Source organism: Syntrophorhabdaceae bacterium, from assembly GCA_035541755.1.
Lineage (GTDB): Bacteria > Desulfobacterota > Syntrophorhabdia > Syntrophorhabdales > Syntrophorhabdaceae > PNOF01.
The window spans coordinates 22,306-44,593 of the sequence record DATKMQ010000110.1 but is presented as its reverse complement, the minus strand read 5'-3'; the positions used below and the strand labels follow the sequence as shown (position 1 = coordinate 44,593).

Here is a 22,288-nt window from a genome sequence, read left to right as displayed (position 1 = left end):
GCGGCACAGCCACATCACCCGTAGAAAAACAGGTTTTAAGCCGTCAGATCCTGTCGCATCACGCAGGAACTTCTCCCTGAATAGCTCAGGCGGTTCCACATTCTCATATCGTCTATCCGTGCTTTCGAGCGATAACGCTTATTGACTGTATCGAGCTCTCTCGTCTCAGCATGCTGGGGGTGTTTCAGTAGATCAAAATGACGTTGACTTCACCGGAGGGAGGTGATAGATAACAAGTAAAACCGTAGAGGAGGTGAGAAAAATGGGAAAGTCCAAAAAGCCCCTTTCGCTCGTATGAGGGTCGATTTTTGACCCGATGAGGTCTAGGTTAGACCTCCGCTTCATTCGCAGGAAGGGAAGAAGGGCGGTCCCGGTTCATCTGAAGTTTCCCCCTCTTTTGAAATAATTCGACCTCCTCCTTCCATTCCTGCATAACCCATAAAAGCAGCCTATCGGGCTAACGAAGGAGGAACAAAAATGTCTCGAAAATTATTCAATTTTTTCGCCTCCCGCACGGGCATCGTCTTTGCGGGTCTGTTTATCGGAGTCCTGGCGGCCCTCTTGCAAAAGATGGGAAATCCCGGGAATATGGGCATCTGTGTGGCCTGTTTCGAGAGGGACGTCGCCGGTTCCCTGGGCCTTCACCGCGCCGCCATGGTACAGTATATGCGGCCGGAAATTATCGGCTTTGTCCTCGGATCGCTTGTGGCTGCGTATACCTTCAAAGAGTTTCGACCCCGGGCAGGGTCGGCCCCCATCGTAAGATTTGTTCTGGGCGCTTTTGCGATGATCGGCGCCCTCGTGTTCTTAGGCTGTCCCTGGCGGGCTATGCTTCGCCTCGCGGGGGGAGACGGGAATGCCATTTTCGGTATCCTCGGTCTGATCGGGGGAATCTGGGTAGGCACTCTCTTTTTGAGAAAAGGGTTCGGCCTCGGCCGCTCGTATCAGACGCACACGTCGGTGGGCTGGCTCCTGCCGCTCACCATGCTTGCGTTCCTGGTATTGATGCTTGTCTTTCCTCAGATCACCGGTAAGGATAAAAGCGGGCTACTATTTTACAGTATGACAGGCCCCGGGTCCATGCATGCCCCTTTGCTTATTTCTCTCGTTGTCGGCCTTGGCGTGGGTTTCGTTGCTCAGCAGACAAGGTTCTGCACAACGGGTGCTGTTCGTGACCTCATTCTCTTCCGGCAGGGCCATCTCTTGTGGGGAGTCCTGGCACTCGTGGTCGCAGCCTTTGTTACGAACCTGATTGTGGGGCAGTTTCACCCGGGCTTCGTAAAGCAGCCTATTGCGCACACGATGGCGCTCTGGAATTTCGGCGGCATGGTGCTTGCGGGTCTCGCTTTCACGCTCGCCGGGGGATGTCCCGGCAGGCAGCTTTTTCTCTCCGGAGAAGGTGATGGCGACGCGGCGGTTTTTGTTCTTGGCATGCTCGTGGGGGCAGGCTTCTCCCATAATCTCGGCCTTGCCAGTTCCGCGGACGGAGTGGGGCCTTACGGTATTCCTGCTGTGATCATCGGACTTCTTGTCTGCCTTTTCATCGGCTTCACCATGAGAGAAAAAACTGCCTAAGGAGGAGAAAATGGACAAAGTAGTGGATGCGCGCGGTCTTTCGTGCCCCGAGCCCGTACTGGCCACTTTGAATGAAATAAAGAAGAATCAGCCGGGAGAGGTTGTGGTTCTGGTTGATACGGACACATCCAAAGAAAATGTCTGTCGGGCGGCAACCGGGCAGGGATGGCGGGTAAAGAGTATCGATACCGAAGGTGGAGGTTACCGCATCATTCTGGAAAAAGGATAGAGGAGCGTGAGGGAAGAACTGGATGGGTATGCTACTCAGCTCAGTATCCTCCAGTTCTTCGTATATCTATGGCAACACAATGACTACAATTGTGTGAATATTCCCCTCCGGAATTTGTAGCCCTGGAACGCTTAGAATTCGCGTATCCCATCACACGCGCATTTCTAACGCCTCAAGATCGTTAGTTTATATTAAATAAACCCTACGATGGCACACCTTTTGCTCTATCACTATACGATGCTGGAGGTAATGTAACAAATGGAGGATACAAAGTTGGCCAGGCGTTTTCAGAGGCACCAAGAGGGGAGGCCCTTATGACTAAAATAATGCCATCGACAATGACTTCGGGCGAAGCACGTGCGTGTATCGCCGAAATCAACCGGAATTTGAAGAATACCCGTACGCTGCTGCTCGATCTTTACGAGCGCGAAGGATGGAAAGCCCTGGGGTACCCGAACTGGCGGGAATGCGTGACCGCAGAGTTTAAACAGCATCAAAGCTATTTATACAGACAACTCGAAGCCGCAAGAACAGAAAAGAACATTACACAAATGGCTGAGAATTTGCCAATTGGCGAAATTCCCGAGAGTCATTTGCGCCCCCTTACGCCTCTATCCCCTTTGGATCAGCGAAAAGCCTATCAAAAGGCGGTAGAGACTGCGCCAGACGGTAAGGTTACCGCAAAGCATGTAGAAGAAACTGTGCGGGAGATACAGGAAGCTCACGAGTCGGATAAGAAGAAAGTTAACAGGCTTCACACTGCGCGAGAGGAACATGAAATCATGAGTGATGAGTTCCGGCAAGCATATGAAGCCATGGCGAGAGCCATCATTAACGCTCGCGACGCGGATTGGCAAACGACCGACCGGGTGACGGCGGTGAAACACATCGTAACTCTGCTGAAGATCGCCAGTGGTCAGCAAGAGAATGGCCTGACACCGCTCGCACTTGCTTCGTAAACACCGAACATACGGAACCGCGGGCAAGATGTCTAACCCGAGGCGCTCTCTTCTTAGTGTTCCACTACTTCTTTGTTTTTGTCCGGTCTATAAATGAATTTGGCGTCGCCTATGGGCGCGTTGACCTTGACGGGCGAAAATTCGATGGTGTTGATGTTGCCGGTAAACTCCTCCATCTCGATCTTTCTCACGATGTTCTCTTTGTCGATCCATACCCTGGCTCTCGTGATGCTGCCTTCTTTTCTCGGCACAAGGTCGAGGACCCGCATGTCGCCGGCCACGCTCTCCTGCTTGAGCACAAAGAGATCGTCGAGCTTCGTGATGTCCTCCACGAGATCAAAAAAGGTGCCTCCGGTTCTTTCCTTGTTAATCTTCTCCTTCAACACGAATGTCTTGTCTTCCTCGTCCTGCCACATATATCTTCCATCATAGAGGAAATATTTGATTTTAGGTTTTGTGTAGCGCCAGAGGAACCCTTTCCCTCTTTTGTAAAAGAACTCGCCATCAAATTCCCGCGCTCGCTTTATGGTCGCGATAAATATTTTCTGATGAAAGGTGGCTTCCAGTGAATTTATGTCGCCGTAAGTCTTTTTCAAGTCATCGAAGCCGACCGCAAAGGACGAGGTTGTTACGGCAACGATCAGGGCCGAGACACAAAGAACATTTTCCCACCGCTTACCCATATCGATCACCTAACGTTTGAGCACTTCCCTGGATTTTACGCCGTCGGAGGGACCGACAACTCCATCTCTCTCCATGCGCTCAATGATCCGTGCAGCCCGGTTGTATCCTATCCTGAAGCGTCTCTGCACCATACTGATAGAGGCCTCCCCTCTCGTCATGACGAACTCGACAGCCTCCTGGTATTTGTCATCATCCATGTCTTCGCCGTTTTCTTCGTCTTCCTTTTCCTCGAGTATCTCGTTGTGGTACGATGGGGCACCCTGCCGTTTCAGAAACTCCACCACACTTTTGATCTCACTCTCCGATACGTACGGGCCATGAAGCCTTTGCAATCTCCCGATACCGGGGCTCAAGAAGAGCATGTCGCCGTTGCCGAGTAAACTCTCCGCGCCGTTCGTATCGAGGATGGTCCTCGAGTCCACCTTGGAGAAGACTTTGCAGGAAACACGCGCTGGAAAGTTCGCCTTGATAATGCCTGTGAGTACATCGACCGAGGGTCTCTGTGTGGCAAGGATCAGGTGGATACCGGAGGCGCGGGCCATCTGGGCAAGCCGGGCGATATATTCCTCAACCTCTTTGGGCGAAACCATCATAAGGTCCGCAAGCTCATCGATGACCACGACGATATAGGGTATGGGCTCACCGCCTTCCTGTTTCACCATTTTCTGGTTATATTTCTCGATATTCCTCACGCCCTTCTCGGCCATCATGGAGTATCGTCGCTCCATCTCGTCGGTCATCCACCTGAGAGCTGTTTTCGCGTTCTTCGGGTTTGTCACAACAGGGAGCAAAAGGTGCGGAATACCCTCGTAGAAAGACAGTTCCAGCATCTTGAGGTCGATCATGAGAAAACGCACGTGTAGGGGACTTGCCTTAAAGAGGATGCTGCAGATCATGCTGTTCAAAGAGACGCTTTTGCCCGAACCTGTTGCACCGGCAACAAGAAGATGAGGCATCTTCGCGAGATCCGCCACGTAAGGGTCTCCTGCAATTGTGGTTCCGAGCACAAGGGTGAGATAGGAATGGGAAGACCGGAACACATCGGACTCGATGATCTCGCGAAGGTACACGGTTTCGCGGACTTTGTTGGGGATTTCAATACCCACCACCGCCTTCCCCGGTATAGGCGCGATAATCCTGATGGAGACCGCGGAGAGCGCCATGGCAAGATCGTCAGCCAGGTTCGATATCCTGCTCACCTTGATGCCGGGCGCCGGTTCGAATTCGTACATGGTGATCACCGGCCCGGGTCTTACCTCCGTGACCTTGCCATCGATACCGTAATCCTTGAGCTTCTTTTCGAGGATGCTCGCGTTGGCCTGAATGCTCTCCTTGTCGACTTTCAGTTCCTTTTTCTCGATGGCATCAAGAAGCGCAACCGATGGGAGCTTGTAGGGACCGATCTCTTTGAGAAAATCAAAGGACTCCTGGACCGGCTTCTTTTCTTCCTTAGGTTCTTCTTTCCTCGGTTCCGTGGTTACTGTGGTTACTTTGATTTCCTTTCTTTTCTCAGCCTTGGTTCTGCGCGCCAGCCGTTCTTCAAGCACGGAGAGAATCGGCGCCTGCACGATAAGAAAAAGGGAGATGAGAAGCAGGATAAGGCTGATCAAGACGCTTCCGAAGTAGCCAAAGAAGTTCATGAGCGTCCTCTCGAGGAAAAAACCGAGAAGACCGCAAAAATTCATGGGGACTCCTCTGAGGCCGATCTTGCCAACAATAATCTGGAGCATGGCAGTAAGAGCGATGAAAAGAAGAGCAAGACCGGATGAAAAGACGATGATGTTAGGCGGGTCTTTCTTTTTCAGGTAAAAGAGCGCGAACATAAGCGTAATGGCCGCGAGAAAATAACTCATCATGCCGAAGACAAGCACGAGGCCGTCCGCCAGATAGAACCCCGCCTTTCCGCAGAGGTTGCGTGATGCCGCATCCAGAGGAAAGTAGGAAACAAGGCTTACGAGGAGAAAGAGAAAGAGGCCCGCAAGCCCGATGCCCAGTATTTCCTTCTTCAATTCCCGCGACATATCATCAATCCTTCAATGCGTGATCTCACGTCATCCATGACCCTGGTCTTTGCCGAACGGTCCATGCCGGCAAGTACTATTGGCTCCCCGATACGAATGTATATTACCCCTTTTTCTTTCGGAATGAAACTCCCTTTTGGCTGCAGTGAGCACGATCCGCTTATACCGATAGGGACAATGGGAACCATGGCGCGCAGCGCCAGAGTGAAACCGCCCTTCTTGAAAGGTAGCAGCTTTCCATCCGCGCTCCTCGTGCCTTCCGGGAAAATAATGATATTCATGCCACGCTGGATTTTTCGGGCTGCCTCTTCTATGGCCTTCAAGGCTTCGCGTGGATTCTCTCTGTCAATACTGATGTATCCTGCCCGTCCCATTGCCCACCCTATGAAGGGAATTCTGAAAAGCTGTCTCTTTGCAATCCACTTGAACGAAAGCGGGAGCGAAGAGAGTAGCGAGTAGATATCGAGGGCGCTCTGGTGATTACACATAAGGACGTACGGAGGCTCTGAAATCTTCTCAATGCCCTGGATCACAACTTTCACGCCGCTCACTCTTAAATGGAGCGAGGCCCAGAACCGGCCCATGGCGTGCACTCTTCTTCCGTCCCGATCAAACAGTGAAACGACAAGCGCAATCGTAGAAAGCACTATTGTACTGACGATGAGGCTTAAGGCGATGAGCGACTTCCTCATTCTGCACCGGAAGGCGTCATGGCTTGCGCGAGGTGATCGACGATGTCTCCGATTTCCCGACCAATTTGAGGATCTGCGTCATACGGCGACAGACCGCGCTTGTCCGCATCAATGATCTTTTCGTTCTGCGCCATGTAGCCGAGAAACGGAAGATCGCCAAGGTTCTCTTTCATGAACGTGAGATCCTTTTCACCGGCTACTTTGTTGCCGACCGCGTATACGCGCTTGATTCCTATGTCTTCTCCAAGGCGTTTTACCTGGAAAGCGGTTTGAAAACTCCTTTTCCCCGGTTCCACGACCACGATGAGCGCGTCGATGAATTCCGTGGTCGCCCGGCCCAGGTGTTCGAGCCCCGCCTCCATATCGACGATCACGTAATCATCGCGCTCTACGAGCACATGGGAAAGAAAGCTCCGCAACAGGGCATTCTCCGGACAGAAGCAACCCCCGCCCCCCTGGGGAATACTGCCGAGCACAATGAGCCTAACACCGTCCTTCTCAAGAGAGAACCTTTCGGGTATGTCATCCACCCTGGGATTGATCTGAAAAAAAGCCCCGTATTGTCCCTTTTTCGTCCCTGTCCGTTCCTCAATGAATTCTTGCATTTGAGCCAAAGGCTCGAGCTTTCTTGCCTCCCCCTCGTTAATTCCCAGGGCCGAGGCAAGGTTTGAGTCAGGGTCCGCATCAATGGCTATCACCCTGTGGCCGCGTCGCGCAAGGATGCGCGCCATGACACCGGCGAGAGTGGTCTTTCCGACCCCCCCCTTTCCTGAAATGGCAATCTTCATGGTCCGTCCTTAGGATTTATCGTTGTGAAAGGCTATCATTTCTCATGAAAATATGTCAACGGAGCATTATAGGGGGGACGGCCCTTACATCACGCCTCTCCCGATAGGGCCGCGATGAGCATCCTCTTTTCTTCGGGTGTGGCTATGATGATCATGCTCATCTCCTTCTCCATGATCGTATCCGGATAGGGGTTGTAAATCCATTCCCCGCTTTTCTTCCTGGCGGAGATAACGAGTATATTACCGATATCCCTGAAATTGATGTCTTTCACGGGCCTGCCGACGAAGGGCGAATTTGCCGGTATATGTATCTCTTCTGCACTCATCGGCGAGTATTTGTCTCTTAACATCATGTCAAGGAATGAGGTCACATGGGGCCGTATCATCTCGGAGGCCATTCGCAGGCCTCCGATAAAGTTGAGTGCTACGACCGCATCGGCGCCGGCCCGTTTGATCTTGTCTACGTTTTTCATATCGGTGCACCGCGAGATGATTCGTAGCGAAGGGTTGAGCTGCCTCGCTGTGAGCGAAATCACGATGTTGTCGTTATCGGAGTCGGTGGTGGCGAAAAGGCCCTTTGCATGTTCTATCATGGCCTTCCAGAGGATCTCGTTCTCCGTTGCGTCGCCGACAATGAGGTCCACTGCCAGATCGTTCGCCCTAAAGAGCTCAAGCTTGTTTTCGTCCACATCGATGGCCACGAGCGGCTGTTTCGTGAGAAAGAGTTCGTGCACCACATAGAGGCCCACCATGCCGATACCGCATATGATATAGTGGTCCTTCAGTTTCGCGATATGCTTCTCCATTTTTCTCCTCCTGAAAACCTTCTTCAACTCCCCTTCGATGATGTATGCGGCAAGGGCGGTAAAAACGTAGGCAATCGTCCCCGCCCCGATGAATACGAAAATGATCGTAAAGATCTTTCCAAAAGGCTTGTCGTCAATACCTATCACATCACCGTAACCCACAGTGGTGATGGTAATCGCTGTCATGTACAGCGCATCAAGAATACTCTTGTCCTTGCCGCCTATGATCTTGAATCCGATGGTCCCGATCAGGATAACCGCGATGACGATAACAATAATGTTTAGCAATTTCCTGGGAAGATGCCTTATCAACATTGAACCATTATAGCATGGAAGACGTGCAATAAGAACAACCAATAAGCGGGCAGTTGTGGGGGGCATTCGATGTTCTTCCGCGTGGTTATAGCGATCATCTACGTCATTGATTGTTGACTTATCAGGTGCGGGTGTCTTATTTTACCATACACAGGCAATCGGTTCCGCATTGCGCGGAACTGAACTTTTTTACTCGCATGAACGAGGTGAACCGAATATGACGACGGAAAGGTTAGAATTTAAAACAGAGGTCAAGCAGCTTCTCGATCTTATGATCCATTCTCTCTATTCTCACAAAGAGGTCTTTTTGCGGGAGCTCATCTCCAACGCCTCCGACGCGATCGACCGCGCGCGGTATGAATCACTGACAAATACGGACATCCTTGAAAATGATAAGGGCTGGAGAATAAAGATTATCGCCGACAAAAACAGGGGAACTCTGACGGTGAGCGATAACGGCATCGGTATGGATCACGATGAGATCGTAGAGGCTTTAGGGACTATCGCTCGCTCAGGCACAAAAGAGTTTCTCGCCGTCCTGAGCAACAAAGAAGTCAAGGACAACCCGGAACTCATCGGTCAGTTCGGTGTGGGGTTTTACTCTTCCTTTATGGTCGCTGACAGGATTACGGTGCTCTCAAGAAAGGCAGGCCGAAAGGACAAGCAAGCTGTCCGTTGGGAATCCACCGGCGACGGCACGTTCACCGTCGAAGATGTCGAAAAGGAGGCAAAAGGCACGGATGTCACCCTGCATCTCGTCGATGATGAAAAGCAGTACCTCGATCAGTGGGAAATAGAGGGCATCGTCAAGAAATACTCTGACTTCATCGAACATCCCATCGTTATGGATGTGGAACGACAGGTAGACAGTGAGTTGAAGAAAGGTGAAAAGGTCAAGGTCAGCGAGGAGAAGACGCTTAACTCCATGAAGGCGCTTTGGCTAAAAGATAAATCCGAGTTGACGAACGATGAGTATGACGAGTTCTATAAACATATGACCCACGATTTTACCCCGCCGGCGAAGGTAATCCATTATAGGGCCGAAGGCACCTCCGAATTCACTGCCCTCCTCTATATCCCGGCAAGGGCACCTATCAACATCCTGTACAAAGATTACAAAGTCGGCCCCACCCTGTATGTGAAGCGTGTCCAGATTATGGACCACTGCGAAGACCTCATACCGCAGTATTTGAGGTTTGTAAGGGGCCTCGTGGACTCATCCGATTTGCCGCTTAATGTATCCCGCGAGATACTCCAGCACAACAGACAGATCGAGATCATGAAAACGAATATCACCAAGAAGGTCCTCGATACGCTTGCTGACATGAAAAAAGAGAGCTACGAGGATTATCTCAAGTTTTATGGCGAATTTGGCCGGATCCTAAAAGAGGGGATCCATTTCGATTACCTGAAAAAAGAGACCATCGCGGACTTGCTCGTCTTCCCTTCCACTAAAACGGGGCAGGAAAAGTTCACGACACTCAGTGAATATGTTCAGGGTATGAAGGAGGGCCAAGAAGCGATTTATTATATCACCGGCACCTCTCTTGATGAGACGCTCAAGTCTCCTTACCTTGAAGTATTTCGGGAAAAGGAATATGAGGTCCTCGTCCTGCTCGATGAGATCGATGATTTTATCTTGAGTAATTTCGAATACCAGGGCAAGAAGATGAAATCCATCACTAGGGGTGATGTGAGCCTCGACAAATCGGAAAAGGATGAAAAGGAAAAAGCACAAAAGAAGTATGGCAAATTTATCGATCTCATGAAAGACATATTGAAGGATGAGGTGAAAGACGTAAGGCTCTCGGGGAGACTCACCGATACAATCTGCTGCCTTGTGGCCGACGAGGGTGATCTCGATCCGCAGATGGAAAAGCTGTTAAAATCCATGGGACAGGAAGTCCCTCCCATGAAACGGATACTGGAGATCAATCCGGCGCACCCGCTTTTTGCCTCAATGAGCGCTATCTTCGACAAGGACAAAAAGAGCACCGTTCTTGAGGACTACGTCCGGCTTCTCTACGATCAAGCCCTGGTTGTTGAAGGCTCGAAGCCCAAAGACCCCGGGCTTTTCTCAAAGCTCATTGCGAAGTTAATGCTCGAGAATACCGCAGCCAGGCAGGCTGAGTAGAGGCCAGGCAGGTGCCGCGCATGGTCTTATTGCATATTTATTTGTAAAGTATGGTGGTTTCGAACGGACAGATGGTTTTTACATAAGACCGGAGAGGAATCTACTCGAAGATCTCTTTGAATCTTTCCTTAACACCTTTGCGCATCTTGGGGCTAGCCTCTCCGAACTCCTTGGCGAGCTCTTCCATGAGATTTCTCTGCTTTTCGCTCAGGTTGGAAGGTACGACAATATTCAGGTAAACAAGCTGGTCCCCTCGACCGTATCCGTTGGATTTTGTCACGCCCAAACCCTTTAGCCTGAATACTTTGCCCGGTTGTGTGCCGGCGGAAACCTTGATCTCGGTGTGGCCCTCTATCGTGGGCACCGTGATTACTCCGCCCAGAGAGAGCAGCGGAAAACCGACATCGATCTGCACGGCGATATCGTCACCGGCACGCTCAAAAATTGCGTGCTCCTTTACCTGCAAAACTATATAGAGGTCTCCGGGGGCCGTATCACCATGCTGTTGCATGCCCTCATTGCGGAGCTTGAGCCGTGTCCCGTTGTCCACGCCGGGCGGTATCTTGATTTTCAGTTTCTTTTTTGTTCTGACGCTGCCCCTGCCTTTGCATGCCTTACAGGGGTTCTTAATGATAGCGCCTTCGCCGCCGCAAAACTCACAGGTCCTGTTGATCGTGAAAAAACCGTGGCTCTGTCGGACCTGGCCCCTGCCGTTGCAATTCTTGCACGTGGTAGGCTGATAACCCGGCTCTATCCTGGTGCCGTTGCAGACCGTGCATTTCTCTTCCTTAGGGATCTCAATCTCTTTCTCTCCGCCGAACACCGCCTCTTCGAATTCTATGGTGAGGTTGTAGCGAAGGTCATCCCCTTTTCGCTCCCTGGACTGCCTCTGCGTGCCGAAGAAATCATTGAACAGGTCGTTAAAAACCGTGTCAAAATTGCCTTGAAAGCCGAAATCGAACATCGATCCCGCGTCGCCCGCGTCGCCGAATCGTTCGTAGCGGCGACGCTTCTCGGGATCGGAAAGCACCGCGTAGGCCTCGCTTACTTTCTTGAACATCTCCTCGGCTTCTTTGTTACCCGGATTTCTGTCGGGATGGTACTGGAGGGCAAGTCTCCTGTATGACTTCTTTATCTCCTCTTCGGTAGCCCCTTTAGAAACATGGAGGATTTCGTGGTAGTCGACATATTCTCTTCTCATTAAATCGCCTTGTTTTACTGGATTTCAGGTTTTTTGGACAGAACTACCCGCGAGGGTCTCACCAATCTCTCGTTGAGCAGGTAACCTTTCTGAAACTCGGATATTACCATATCCGGCTCCATGTCTTCTCTCTCTTCCTGGTAAAAGGCTTCATGAAGGTTAGGATCAAACTTTTTACCTATCGCATCAATTCTCGTCACGCCGGCTTTTTCAAGGGTTTTGACGAATTCATTGAGGGTCATTCTGACCCCTTCGTTGATGCCCTGGCACTCATCGGTTTTTGAGGCATGTTCGAGGGCCATTTCCAGATGATCCACCACGGGGATCAGGTCTTTGATGAGAACCTCATTTCCGTATTTTATAGCTTCCTGTTTTTCCTTGGCCTTGAGTCTCTTGAAGTTCTCGAATTCCGCCTGGAGATAGAGCATCTTCTCTTGAAGCGCCTTTATGTTCTCTTCCTTCTCTTCAAGCAATCTCTTTAATTCTTCTACGCCGGCCTCATCAGTCTTCTTTTTTTTCTTGTGTTCATCATGCCTGTGTTCTTCCTGATGGCCGGCCTCGCGTTTTTCATGCGGTTCCCTGTGATGCTCTTCCTTGTTCCTTGCTTTGGTTTCTTCCTGATTATTTTCCGGTTCTTTCATTACCTGTTTCTCCCTCACATCATCCTGAGGATATCCGTAACGGTCCTCGCCGTATAGTCAACAATGGGTATGAGCTTCGAGTAATTCATCCTCATGGGACCTATAACCCCGAGGATACCCATGCCTTTTTCGCTAATCCGATAGGTGGACATAATAATGCTCACATCCCTCATCTCTCTCATATCGCTCTCATTGCCGAGTATCACGCTCGTGCCCTCTTTTCTCAGGCAGCTATCGAGCAGTTTTACGAGCTTCTCTTTGTTTTCGAGGGCTTTCAAAAGTTCCTTGAGCCTTTCAATGTCAGAAAATTCCGGAACTCCTATCATTTCGGAAGTGCCTTCCATGTATACTTCTCGTTTCTCTTCTTCGCCTATAATGATATCGAGGGCGTCTCTTATCTTTTCACTGATCAAAGTCAATTCTTCTCTATCTCTATTCATCTCTCGCAGTACATGGTCCCTCAGCGCATAAAAGGGCATGCCGCTGAATCTCTCGTTCATGTATGCCTTCATCTCATTTAACACATGGATGGGAAGGTCTTCGTCGGTTTCGACAAGCCTCTTATGAACCATGCCCGAGGAGGTAACAAATACCATGAGTATGGTATGGCGGGACAGCTTCACCAGTTCTATTTCTTTGAAAAACATCGTATTTACTTTGGGTTCCACAACAATACCCGTGCAGCTCGACATGGCCGCCAGCATCCGTGATGCATCCGACATGATCTCTTCGACATAAGAATAGTGCGGCCTGGCAAGCGATTCCAGGACTTTCAACTCCCTTCTGCCCGGCATCCCGAAGGTGGCCAGGTTGTTCACATAATACCTGAACGCCTTTGGACTGGGCATCCTTCCCGCGACGGCGTGAGGCTTGAAGAGAAAACCGAGTTCTTCCAGAGATCCCATGATGTTTCGTATTGTGGCGGAACTCACCTTACTCTTTATGGTTTTCGCTATTGTTTCCGACCCGATTGGCTCGGCAGACGATATGTAGTGCTCCATCACCAGTCGGAGCACAATCTTTTCCCGCTCGTTTAATACTTCGTTCAACTCATTCAACCTTTCACGTATAAATTAATGATATTCGCTATTTTTGTCAAGAAAAGGTGGCGAGCGAGGGTGACTCGTCCTACGCGTAGACTTCGAGGGTTGACATGAGTCTCAACCCTGCTGCCTCAACCTCTCTGTACCTACTCACGCCGGACTGGATCATACCCGTCACGACCTTATCGATGGCATACTGGTCTTTCACAAATTGTGTATCCACGTTCAGGGTGTAGCCAATCTTTATACCGGTCGCGACCCTGGCGGGGCAGACCTCCGTGCCGTATGAGGAATTTCCCGTACCCTCCGGCGTCAGGAATCGCTCAACCGGAAGAAGGCTCGTGCTCCCATTGGTTACACGGGTTTCACCGGCACGAGCAAGGCCCTTATCGTCGCGGGCAGCGTCCGCAGCAACGCTACCCTTTGGCGCGCCGTCTTGTTTTTCCCTGTTCGGCCTGCTTGTCTCTGCAATGGGGCGGGAGCCGTAGTATGGCACTTTAGCGACGTTGCCTTGAGTTATGATAGCCGTCGTTTCCATTATCGCCGTATTATTATAGCACTATTCGAGAAAATCGTCATCTGCAAATGTCCTTAAGAAACATTTAATCATCAGGCGCCGTTCTATCAATGACGCCTGCCAACGGGTTCATCCTTGACTTTCGGCGGGCCATAGGGTAATGATTTGCGTTGTGAAAGATTCTCCCATTTCCTCCGATTCGCCGCCTTTTAAGGAAGATCCTTCTGCCTGGTGGTTTGTTTTTCGGGATCAGAAAATGCTCGTTGCTGTGGAAAAATCCGCGCCTGAAGTGCCCTCCTCAGATGCGCTTTTCGGGCTCGGACTTATCCCCTTAACCGAGTACCATCTTGGGATCTTAGATGGAACGCGATGCATCGCCGCCTATCTTCCGGAGAACGTCGCAGTGCCCGCTCATATGGAATTTCACGGGTTAAGAAGCCTTTTCGGACACCTGAACCCGGAGTTTTACGCGATCGCGGTCAGGGCCCTCGGCATTATTAACTGGGACAGCACCCATGAATTCTGCAGCCAATGCGGCTCGCCGGCCCTAAGGCGCAACGACGTGCTAGCCCGACAATGCACAAAATGTGGCTTTACCATGTTTCCCCGCATCTCTCCCGCGGTCATTGTGCTTGTCGAGCGCGACGATAAGGCGCTTCTCGCCCGCGCGACAAGGTTTCAGGATGCGATGTACAGCGTCATCGCGGGATTCGTCGAACCAGGAGAGACGCTCGAACAGACAGTGCAGCGGGAAGTCAAAGAAGAGACGGGGATCGAGGTCGATAACATTCACTACTTCGGGAGTCAGCCATGGCCTTTTCCCGACTCTCTCATGATTGGGTTTACCGCTCAGTACGCAGGTGGCGAAATCAAGGTTGATGGCGAGGAACTTTTGGATGCAGCGTGGTTTGCGGCGGACGGGCTTCCCAGGATTCCCGGAAGGATAAGCATCGCCCGGGCGCTTATCGACTGGTTTGTCGCGAAACACGGCAAAGCGGTCGGCGATGAATAGGATACGCAACGCATGGTAGGCAGAAGGCTCATCTCTCCACCGGCTACCGATAGTGCCTCCAAGGACAGCAATAAACGTATGAAGGCAATTGTTTTTGACGGTGCATTATCATGCAGACAGGACCATCCCATCCCCCGTCCTCAAGACAACGAAGCCCTGATCAGGGTGTCGCTGGCCGGCATCTGCAATACGGACATGGAGATTATACGTGGTTATCTCGGCTTCCACGGAATCATGGGCCACGAATTTGTCGGTCGTGTGGTAGAGGCCCCGCCAAATGGCAGAGGTCTCCTGGGAAAAAGGGTTGTGGGCGAGATTAACTGCGGCTGTGGTGTCTGCGACTTCTGCAGGGCAGGACATAAGGAACACTGCCCTCATAGGAAAACGCTCGGCATCCGGAGCAAAAATGGTGCCTTCGCTGAATTTGTAACGCTTCCCCTGTCTAATCTCCATGTAGTGCCGGATAGCATCTCTGACGAGGAAGCAACCTTTACAGAGCCGTTGGCCGCTGCTTTTGAAATAGCCTGTCAGGTACACATCAAACCCACTGACCGTATTCTTGTTGTGGGCGATGGAAAACTCGGGCTTCTCTGCGCTTTGGTCCTTGCCCTCACTGAGGCGGATGTTACGCTCACCGGCAACCACGAGCACAAATTGAGTATTGCACGACAGGCCCACTTGAGAACAATCAACAGGTCGCGGAAAAGACCGCATAAGGCAGAATACGATCTCGTAGTCGAAGCAACGGGAAGAGCGGAGGGTCTCGCAGAGGCAATTGAACATGTGAGATCCATGGGAACGATCGTGTTGAAGAGCACGGTTGAGGCGGTATCAGAGATACATCTCGCACCGCTTGTTGTGAAAGAGATTACCGTGGTCGGCTCCAGATGCGGACCTTTTAAGCCCGCGCTTCGCGCCCTCACTCAGAAACGTATCCACGTTCAACCGCTCATCTCGGGGATCTACAGGTTTGATAACGCACTTGAGGCCTTACATAGGGCTCAAGAAAATAAGAGCCTTAAGATCATCCTCGATTTTCGATGATTCTCACCGGGGCGGAAGAGATGATGCAAAAGATCAGGATCGGGGTGAGCGCTTGCTTGCTCGGCACCAGGGTCCGTTATGACGGAGGGCAAAAGCGTGATCACTACATTACGGACACGCTCGGCCGGTATTTCGAATTTGTACCCGTCTGCCCGGAAGTTGAGTGCGGTCTGCCCGTACCGAGAGAGCCCATGCATCTCGTGGGCGTGCCTGAAGACCCCCGTCTTATCACGATTCATACAGGCATAGACCACACAGAAAAGATGAAGAAATGGGCCATCGACAGACTTACTCAGCTCTCAGAACGGGGGCTCGATGGATTCATATTCAAGAGCAGGTCTCCCAGCTCAGGAATGCAGGGTGTAGAGGTCTCAGACGAGAAAGGCGTTAAAACCAGGCGAGGATCAGGTATCTTTGCCAGGGCCTTTATGGACAGATTTCCTCTTGTTCCGGTAATTGACGATGTCATGCTCAACGATCCCGCACTTAGGGAGAATTACCTTGAAAGGGTATTCGTCATAAAGAGGTGGGTTCACTTAATGAGAACAGAAGTGAACGCCAAAGACCTCATCGAGTTTCATGCAGCCCACAAGCTGCTCTTACTCGCGCACAGCCCCAGGCATCTCACCCTTCTCGGGAGATATGTAGCCGGTCCGAACATAGATGCACGAGGCTTAAGCGATCTCTATGTCCGGACCATGATGGAGGGCTTAAAACGTATCGCCACGACAAAAAAGCAGACGAATGTGCTTTTGCACGTCCTGGGGTATTTCAAGAAAGAATTGACCGGTGATGAAAAGCGGGAGCTTCTCGAGATAATCGACAACTACCACATGGGCATTATTCCGCTCATCGTGCCCATCACCACGCTCAATCATTATGTGAGAAAATACCATAAAGAGTATCTGCAAAGGCAGGTCTACCTCAACCCTCATCCCCTCGAGTTGATGGCCAGGAACCATGTCTGAAATATCAGGAGAGAGCTCGTGCACGTAAAGACAATCTGGGTATATGGTGTTGGCGGCGTGGGCGGGCTCATAGGGGGAAAGATCGCGCGCTCCCTTGGAAAAGAGCGTGGGGCCGATACGGCGATTTACTTTATCGCACGGGGCGAACATCTCAGGCAAATTCAAACGAGCGGTCTCATTCTCAATATGGGGGATGAGAAAGGGATCATCTGCACCCCCACCTTGGCAACGGACAACCCCGGGACGCTTGAGGCGCCCGATCTTTGCTTTGTCTGTGTGAAAAGCTACGACCTCGAAGGGGTGAGTCGCTCGCTTGCCAAAGCTATCCGAGAAGAGACAGTCCTTATTCCTCTATTAAACGGCGTTAATATCTGCGAGAGGATAAGAAAGATTGTGCAGAAAGGCATCGTCCTTCCCGCCTGTATCTATGTGGGCACGCACATAGAGAAACCGGGCGTCGTCACCCAGAGGGGCGGTGAGGGTAGAATGCTCTTGGGCCAAGACCCAATGCATCCCGATTTCTATCCCGATGAGATCTTGCAGCTTCTCCAAAGGGCACATATCCCCTTTCAATGGTTTGAAGACGTTTCCCCGTCCATATGGGAAAAGTATTTATTCATTGCCGCCTTTGGCCTCGTCACTGCGGCATACGGAAAAACCCTTGGCGAGATCGCGAGCGACGCCGAACTCATGATACTCGCGAGCGGCATCATGAAGGAGGTCTTTTTAATCGCGAAAAAGAAACAGATAGCTCTTCCGCCGGACGTTGTGAATGCCTCCATAGCCAAGGCGAACAACTTCCCTTACGAAACAAAGACGTCCTATCAAAGAGACCTGGAGGAGCACGGCAAACAGAACGAAGGTGATCTGTTCGGGGCGACGATTATGAGCATGGGCAGGGATTTAGGCGTTCCGACGCCCATCGCAGAATCGGTTTACAACAAGATCCTTGGGAAGATATCCCGGTAAAGCTGATTCCGTCTTCACCAGGTTCTATTGAGCGGAATAGAATAAGAGGAAAATGGAATCGGCCACTCGTTTATCTTCACCATAAAAGAACGGGGCTCCAAAAGGAGCCCCGTCTCACGCCTATTCAATCAACAACTGCAGGTGCCGCTTCCGCAACCGGCAGCCTTGTTGGACAGCGCCGATTGTACCATAAAACCCGCCCCCATCTCGGATTCTACATATTCGATGGCGATCGGTTTTACTTCAGTAAACAACTCCTTGTTAATAAGAAAGGTAACGCCTTTTTCCTTAAAGGTCTCATCATTGTCCCGTGGCTCATCCAGAGCCATGCCCAACGATGGTCCACTTCAGCCGCCCTCGTTTAACGTAATCCTGACCGCCTGGGGACCTTCTCGCCCCTGAAGGAACTGCAGGATCGCTTCACCTGCCTTTTCGGATACTTCAAACATGCCATACTCCTTTGCTGGATTTGTTATCGCCGCATGCCGACAACAGTAGCATACATAATAAACATTAATCGGCTTTTTGGCAAGGCGTCAACGATAATCTCCTTTTGAGACAGCCTGTTACGCCACCTTGTAGGTATTGCCGGATCGGACGATTAAGCCTTCGCATTCCATGGTCCTGAGAATTTTCGTAACCCTTTGACTGTCATTGGAAACAGCCGAAATAATCTTTCTCGTGGTCACGGAACCTTTTTCAACGAGGATCTTCAAAATCGCCCCGCGGATCATTCTGTCAGAGCCGTTGAAGCGCGACTGACGCGAATAGTGTATGCTCCTCCTGTTTGGATTCTCCACCTCGCCTTTGAGGTGGGACCCATAATCCATGAGCGCGTAGTACCATTCCCTTGGGTTCGTTCTGTCAAGCGTCGCCTCTACAAGTGGCATGATTTCACGATCATGCACCTCTTTCCGGTCCTGAAAGAAATGATGGATGAAGGTCCTCCTGATGTTAGTCTCCACAAAAACAAACGGCTTTTGAAAGGCAAACGAGAGTATGGAGCCCGCGGTGGCCTGACCGATTCCCGGTAGTCTCATCAAGGCTTCGGGGTCTTCAGGGATCCGTCCGTCAAGCTCGGACGCGACGATCCGTGCTATCTTCACAAGTGACAGCGCGCGCCTGTTGTAGCCCAATCCCTGCCACAGACGGAGCACTTCCGAGAGGGGGCTACCAGCAAGAGCGATCACATGCGGAAACCTGGCTATGAAGGGACCATACTTCTGCAAAACCCGCTCCACCTGCGTCTGCTGGAGCATGATTTCAGAAACAAGGATATGATAGGGATCATCCGTATTCCGCCAAGGAAGTTCCCTACCCCTTATCCGGTAGTGACCGTAGATGGTAGCTCGAAAAGAAGATATTTCTTTAGCTAAGAGACGCCGGTGAGGGATGCCGTTACTCGTCTTTGTATTTCTCGACATCCGCCTCCGTAAGTTCGGGCAATTCATTAAGATAGGTACACAGCTCCAACCTTTCGTATGCCGATCGCTCAGGATCGTAGATCACGAAGGTATGCTCGATGGGCTCGCTTGGTTGACCCTTCTCTTCTTTGTCCATGCTCATATCATATGGCTTGACACTCACGCTGTCAAACGGGCCTCGTGACTCCACAGGGATACGAGAAGGATAGCGAGGGCGAGCACGATCCGGTAGTATGCGAAGATATCGAGAGAGTGCCTCTTGAGATATTGTATGAGAAAATTCAAGCTCGATGCACCGAACACAAAGGCCGATAGCGCCCCGTAAACATATAAGCTCGCCCCCTGGCTCGCGTGTTGAAAGTGTCTCATTTCGTATAGCGCGGTGCCGAGCACGATCGGGATGGAGAGCATAAAGGAGAAATCAACGGCTTCACTTCTTTTGAGCCCCATGAGCATTCCTATGGTAATGGTAGCCCCGCTCCTCGATGTACCAGGGATCAGCGCCACGGCCTGAGCTATACCGACGGCAATGGCAACGGGATAGGAAATGGCCCTTCTTTCCACGTGTATCCTCTCGGCGATAATCATGAGGATCGACACGAACGCGAGCATATATGCCGCGACAAAAGGTGTTCTCAAGTATCTTTCAATGAGATGCTGCAACAAAATACCCGCTAAAGCGGCGGGTATCGTGGCAATGCTGAGCTTCGCAAGCAGCGATTGTCTGCCCCGGCCCTCTCTGAAATCGAGCAAACCTTCCATAACCACATGGATGAGTTTCTTACCGTAGATGAAGAGGATTGCCGCGAGCGTGCCGAGGTGGAGCATCACGTCGTAAGTGAGTTTATTTATATCGCCTTCCTGCATGTGGAAGAACCAGGGCACAACGATGAGATGGGCAGGGCTACTAATGGGGAGAAACTCGGTGATGCCCTGGAGGGCACCCATGAAGATGCTCTCAGGCGCCGTCATCGTATTTCCGGTTTGAATGCAAACGCTATTTCGATAGAGTCCCTGTCGAGCGCCGCCGGTATAGGCGGATAGGGCTCTGCCACCCGGACGGCCCGCATAACCGACTCGTCATAGATTCGGTTTCCCGATCCTTTATCCACGCTCACGTCAACAAGTTTCCCGTCCTTTCGTATCCTAATCACCACATCCATTTCCAGGTTGCTTTTACCGGCTGCAGTGCTCGGCATGTTCCACGCGGCATATATCTTATCTTTCACATCGAGATAGTACTTCTGTTCCAGCGGGTTCACGTGAGTGTCGCTTCCTGCGCCGGCGGCGCTCCCCGCCATTGCCGTTCTCACGGGGCCGCTGCCGCTTGCCTTTGTCACATCGATGTAATCTGTCTTTCTTCTTATTTCTTTGAGCCGTTTTTCAAGCTCGCTCATTTCTTGTTGTGTTGTCGCCTCCCTGGCCGGCACCTTTTTGTTCGAGATGGAAACCAGGTCTTTTTCTCTCTGGATAGGCACAGGTCTTGATTTCGCGATCATTTTCCTGTCTTTGGCTGCGACCGGCTTCTCCGGCAGTGGTTTGGCCACCGGTTGTGCCGCCTCTCTCTGCGGCCCACCAAGAGTCCCTGTCCCTGCAACAAGATTTACCGAGTACGACGATGAAAGATCGACTTTTTTGGATGAAAATTTGACAGGTATGGTAAAGGCCGCTATGACGAGAATGTGCAGGGTGATAGAGATTGTGAGCATCCTGTACCAGGCTGTTTCACTCATCTTTTTCCAGTGGTTTCGTTACGATATTGATCTTGTCCACGCCCGCTTCTCTGATCGTACTCATACACTTCACCACAAACCCGTAGGGAACGTTTTTGTCGGCCCTTAAGAATATTTCCTTCTTTGTCTTGTTTGCAAACAGCAACTGGATTGCCGCCTTGAGATCGCTTACGTCCAGTTTCTTCTCGTTCAAAATGAGTTTCTGCCCCTCCGTGATGTTAAGTATCTGGGGCTCGTCTTTTGTGGGTAAGGGTTTGGCAGTTACGTGCGGGACGTCAATCCCTAATCCGTGCTGCATCATAGGCGCAGTAATCATGAAGATGATAAGAAGCACGAGCATGATATCCACGAGCGGTACCACGTTGATTTCCGAAAGAGGCCCTTTGCTTTCCCTTGAGTTCTTCATTTCTGAATAATATTGATGAGATACAGTGCAGCATTGTCCATTCGGGAGGAAATGCGCTTGAGCCTTCCCAGGCAGTAGTTGTACCCGAGAACAGCCGGTATGGCCGTGGCGAGGCCGATGGCGGTCGCGATCAGCGCTTCACTGATGCCCGGGGCGACAACAGCCAGGCTTGTCGTTCCCCTCACCCCGATTTCCCTGAAGGAATCCATAATGCCCCAGACGGTCCCGAACAAACCGATGAAGGGTGCTGTATTGGCTGTGGTCGCCAGAAAAGAAAGACGCCTTTCCAGTTTTACCACTTCCTCGGCAACAGTTATTTTCAAGAGGTTGTCTATGGCAGCGATAGCGTCCGCCTTACCGGATTCACCCGCGTTCTCCCGTTGCCGCGAGCTTATCTCCTTATAACAGGCAAGCACAAGCCGGTAGAAGGGGCTGTCTCCCCCTTCCTTGTACGCCGAAACAAGCTTCTTGAAGGAATCGGCGTCCTTGATAATTCTAAAGAACCTGTCGCCCTGCTCGTCTGCCCTGCCGAATTGCCTGATTTTGACGAAAATGATGGTCCAGGAAATGATGGAAAAGAAGATCAGGATGATGATAACCACTTTCGCAAGCGGCCCGGCATCCAGGATAAGACCTAAGAGTCCCCCCGTGTACATGTTTGCGCTACTTATGTCCATTTGCGGGAAAATATTACAATAAATTCCCATCGTTGTAAAGAAAAACCCCCTGGGTGGGTTCCCAGGGGGAAGGGGGGTTATTATGAGAAGCTTATGGAGGTAATTTCAGTGTAAGGGTGATGTTGCTTGTGAAAACTCGCACAGTCTGCGCATCCCAAGCTCAATTTCCATGGCGTGTAATTTTACCGCTTTCAGAAACTCTAATGGATTTGGCCACTTATGATGCCCAGTATGTGAATTAATTAACATATCTGGAATAATAATAAACTAAACGCGTGCTTTTGTCAACAAAAATTATAAAATGATTAACCGCCTCGAGAATGGCCGCCCTTAAGGCGCCAGGACCCGTGGAACCCTCCATAAATTCGGCGTCAACGCGGATTTGGCGCGTTATTGTGTTTTGGGTACAATTCCAGTAAGCTAATTGGGCTAAAGCGAACGTATCTCAAG

General features: G+C 51.0%; 24 protein-coding genes. 8 read left to right on the top strand and 16 right to left on the bottom strand.

Annotated features, from left to right (window positions below; translation table 11 throughout):
- Nucleotides 1–477: 477 nt before the first annotated feature.
- From yedE to VMT62_11555, 3 genes are all read left to right on the top strand, one after another.
- Nucleotides 478–1,575 (top strand): YedE family putative selenium transporter, encoded by a 1,098-nt coding sequence (yedE, locus tag VMT62_11565; GenBank protein HVN97060.1) that lies wholly within the window; start codon nt 478–480, stop codon nt 1,573–1,575.
- Nucleotides 1,576–1,585: 10 nt separating this feature from the next.
- Complete coding sequence (locus tag VMT62_11560; protein ID HVN97059.1) at nt 1,586–1,804, top strand: sulfurtransferase TusA family protein; 219 nt, start codon at nt 1,586–1,588, stop codon at nt 1,802–1,804.
- Nucleotides 1,805–2,118: 314 nt separating this feature from the next.
- A complete protein-coding gene (locus VMT62_11555) occupies nt 2,119–2,763 on the top strand; it encodes a hypothetical protein (GenBank protein HVN97058.1) in 645 nt (214 codons plus the stop codon).
- A 53-nt stretch (nt 2,764–2,816) separates the two neighbouring features.
- On the opposite strand, the gene VMT62_11550 is transcribed toward VMT62_11555, so the two are convergent.
- The 5 genes from VMT62_11550 to VMT62_11530 all read right to left on the bottom strand — a co-directional run bounded on the left by VMT62_11550 (nt 2,817) and on the right by VMT62_11530 (nt 8,069).
- Nucleotides 2,817–3,446, bottom strand: a complete 630-nt coding sequence (locus VMT62_11550; GenBank protein ID HVN97057.1) for an outer membrane lipoprotein carrier protein LolA — start codon at nt 3,444–3,446, stop codon at nt 2,817–2,819.
- Nucleotides 3,447–3,455: 9 nt separating this feature from the next.
- On the bottom strand, nt 3,456–5,468 hold the full coding sequence (locus VMT62_11545; protein ID HVN97056.1) for a DNA translocase FtsK 4TM domain-containing protein: 2,013 nt from the start codon (nt 5,466–5,468) through the stop codon (nt 3,456–3,458).
- On the bottom strand, nt 5,453–6,160 hold the full coding sequence (locus VMT62_11540; protein HVN97055.1) for a lysophospholipid acyltransferase family protein: 708 nt from the start codon (nt 6,158–6,160) through the stop codon (nt 5,453–5,455). Before VMT62_11540 ends, VMT62_11545 begins: the two co-directional genes overlap by 16 nt.
- Nucleotides 6,157–6,948 (bottom strand): carbon monoxide dehydrogenase accessory protein CooC, encoded by a 792-nt coding sequence (locus VMT62_11535; GenBank protein HVN97054.1) that lies wholly within the window; start codon nt 6,946–6,948, stop codon nt 6,157–6,159. Before VMT62_11535 ends, VMT62_11540 begins: the two co-directional genes overlap by 4 nt.
- An 89-nt stretch (nt 6,949–7,037) precedes the next feature.
- Nucleotides 7,038–8,069: a potassium channel protein gene (locus VMT62_11530; GenBank protein HVN97053.1), complete on the bottom strand. Its 1,032-nt coding sequence runs from the start codon at nt 8,067–8,069 to the stop codon at nt 7,038–7,040.
- A gap of 217 nt (nt 8,070–8,286) precedes the next feature.
- On the opposite strand from VMT62_11530, the gene htpG reads away from it, so the two are divergent.
- Complete coding sequence (htpG, locus tag VMT62_11525; protein HVN97052.1) at nt 8,287–10,203, top strand: molecular chaperone HtpG; 1,917 nt, start codon at nt 8,287–8,289, stop codon at nt 10,201–10,203.
- 100 nt (nt 10,204–10,303) lie between these two features.
- Here htpG and dnaJ read toward each other — a convergent pair whose 3' ends face one another.
- From dnaJ to VMT62_11505, 4 genes are all read right to left on the bottom strand, one after another.
- Entirely contained in the window at nt 10,304–11,404 is a 1,101-nt protein-coding gene (gene dnaJ / locus VMT62_11520) for a molecular chaperone DnaJ (GenBank protein ID HVN97051.1), read from the bottom strand.
- A 14-nt stretch (nt 11,405–11,418) separates the two neighbouring features.
- Nucleotides 11,419–12,045, bottom strand: coding sequence for a nucleotide exchange factor GrpE (grpE, locus tag VMT62_11515; protein ID HVN97050.1), 627 nt, complete (start codon nt 12,043–12,045; stop codon nt 11,419–11,421).
- A 14-nt stretch (nt 12,046–12,059) separates the two neighbouring features.
- Complete coding sequence (hrcA, locus tag VMT62_11510; protein HVN97049.1) at nt 12,060–13,094, bottom strand: heat-inducible transcriptional repressor HrcA; 1,035 nt, start codon at nt 13,092–13,094, stop codon at nt 12,060–12,062.
- 79 nt (nt 13,095–13,173) lie between these two features.
- On the bottom strand, nt 13,174–13,626 hold the full coding sequence (locus VMT62_11505; GenBank protein HVN97048.1) for a hypothetical protein: 453 nt from the start codon (nt 13,624–13,626) through the stop codon (nt 13,174–13,176).
- A gap of 151 nt (nt 13,627–13,777) precedes the next feature.
- Here VMT62_11505 and nudC point away from each other — a divergent pair, with 151 nt between their 5' ends.
- The 4 genes from nudC to VMT62_11485 are packed head-to-tail and all read left to right on the top strand — an operon-like array spanning nt 13,778 to nt 17,598.
- Nucleotides 13,778–14,617 carry an NAD(+) diphosphatase gene (gene nudC, locus VMT62_11500; GenBank protein ID HVN97047.1) on the top strand — a complete coding sequence of 280 codons (840 nt, stop codon included), beginning with the start codon at nt 13,778–13,780 and terminating at the stop codon, nt 14,615–14,617.
- A 12-nt stretch (nt 14,618–14,629) separates the two neighbouring features.
- Nucleotides 14,630–15,661, top strand: a complete 1,032-nt coding sequence (locus tag VMT62_11495; protein HVN97046.1) for an alcohol dehydrogenase catalytic domain-containing protein — start codon at nt 14,630–14,632, stop codon at nt 15,659–15,661.
- 20 nt (nt 15,662–15,681) lie between these two features.
- Nucleotides 15,682–16,629, top strand: coding sequence for a DUF523 and DUF1722 domain-containing protein (locus tag VMT62_11490; protein HVN97045.1), 948 nt, complete (start codon nt 15,682–15,684; stop codon nt 16,627–16,629).
- An 18-nt stretch (nt 16,630–16,647) separates the two neighbouring features.
- Nucleotides 16,648–17,598: a 2-dehydropantoate 2-reductase gene (locus tag VMT62_11485; GenBank protein ID HVN97044.1), complete on the top strand. Its 951-nt coding sequence runs from the start codon at nt 16,648–16,650 to the stop codon at nt 17,596–17,598.
- 128 nt (nt 17,599–17,726) lie between these two features.
- Here VMT62_11485 and VMT62_11480 read toward each other — a convergent pair whose 3' ends face one another.
- From VMT62_11480 to VMT62_11450, 7 genes are all read right to left on the bottom strand, one after another.
- Nucleotides 17,727–17,927 carry a hypothetical protein gene (locus tag VMT62_11480; protein HVN97043.1) on the bottom strand — a complete coding sequence of 67 codons (201 nt, stop codon included), beginning with the start codon at nt 17,925–17,927 and terminating at the stop codon, nt 17,727–17,729.
- A gap of 237 nt (nt 17,928–18,164) precedes the next feature.
- A complete protein-coding gene (locus tag VMT62_11475) occupies nt 18,165–19,022 on the bottom strand; it encodes a hypothetical protein (protein ID HVN97042.1) in 858 nt (285 codons plus the stop codon).
- Nucleotides 18,997–19,158: a hypothetical protein gene (locus tag VMT62_11470; protein HVN97041.1), complete on the bottom strand. Its 162-nt coding sequence runs from the start codon at nt 19,156–19,158 to the stop codon at nt 18,997–18,999. Before VMT62_11470 ends, VMT62_11475 begins: the two co-directional genes overlap by 26 nt.
- Nucleotides 19,159–19,181: 23 nt before the next feature.
- Entirely contained in the window at nt 19,182–19,994 is an 813-nt protein-coding gene (locus tag VMT62_11465) for an undecaprenyl-diphosphate phosphatase (GenBank protein HVN97040.1), read from the bottom strand.
- Nucleotides 19,991–20,755: a TonB family protein gene (locus VMT62_11460; GenBank protein ID HVN97039.1), complete on the bottom strand. Its 765-nt coding sequence runs from the start codon at nt 20,753–20,755 to the stop codon at nt 19,991–19,993. The genes VMT62_11465 and VMT62_11460 overlap by 4 nt, the downstream gene beginning before the upstream one ends.
- Complete coding sequence (locus VMT62_11455) at nt 20,748–21,161, bottom strand: biopolymer transporter ExbD (GenBank protein HVN97038.1); 414 nt, start codon at nt 21,159–21,161, stop codon at nt 20,748–20,750. Before VMT62_11455 ends, VMT62_11460 begins: the two co-directional genes overlap by 8 nt.
- Nucleotides 21,158–21,817 carry a MotA/TolQ/ExbB proton channel family protein gene (locus VMT62_11450; GenBank protein ID HVN97037.1) on the bottom strand — a complete coding sequence of 220 codons (660 nt, stop codon included), beginning with the start codon at nt 21,815–21,817 and terminating at the stop codon, nt 21,158–21,160. Before VMT62_11450 ends, VMT62_11455 begins: the two co-directional genes overlap by 4 nt.
- Nucleotides 21,818–22,288 lie beyond the last annotated feature (471 nt).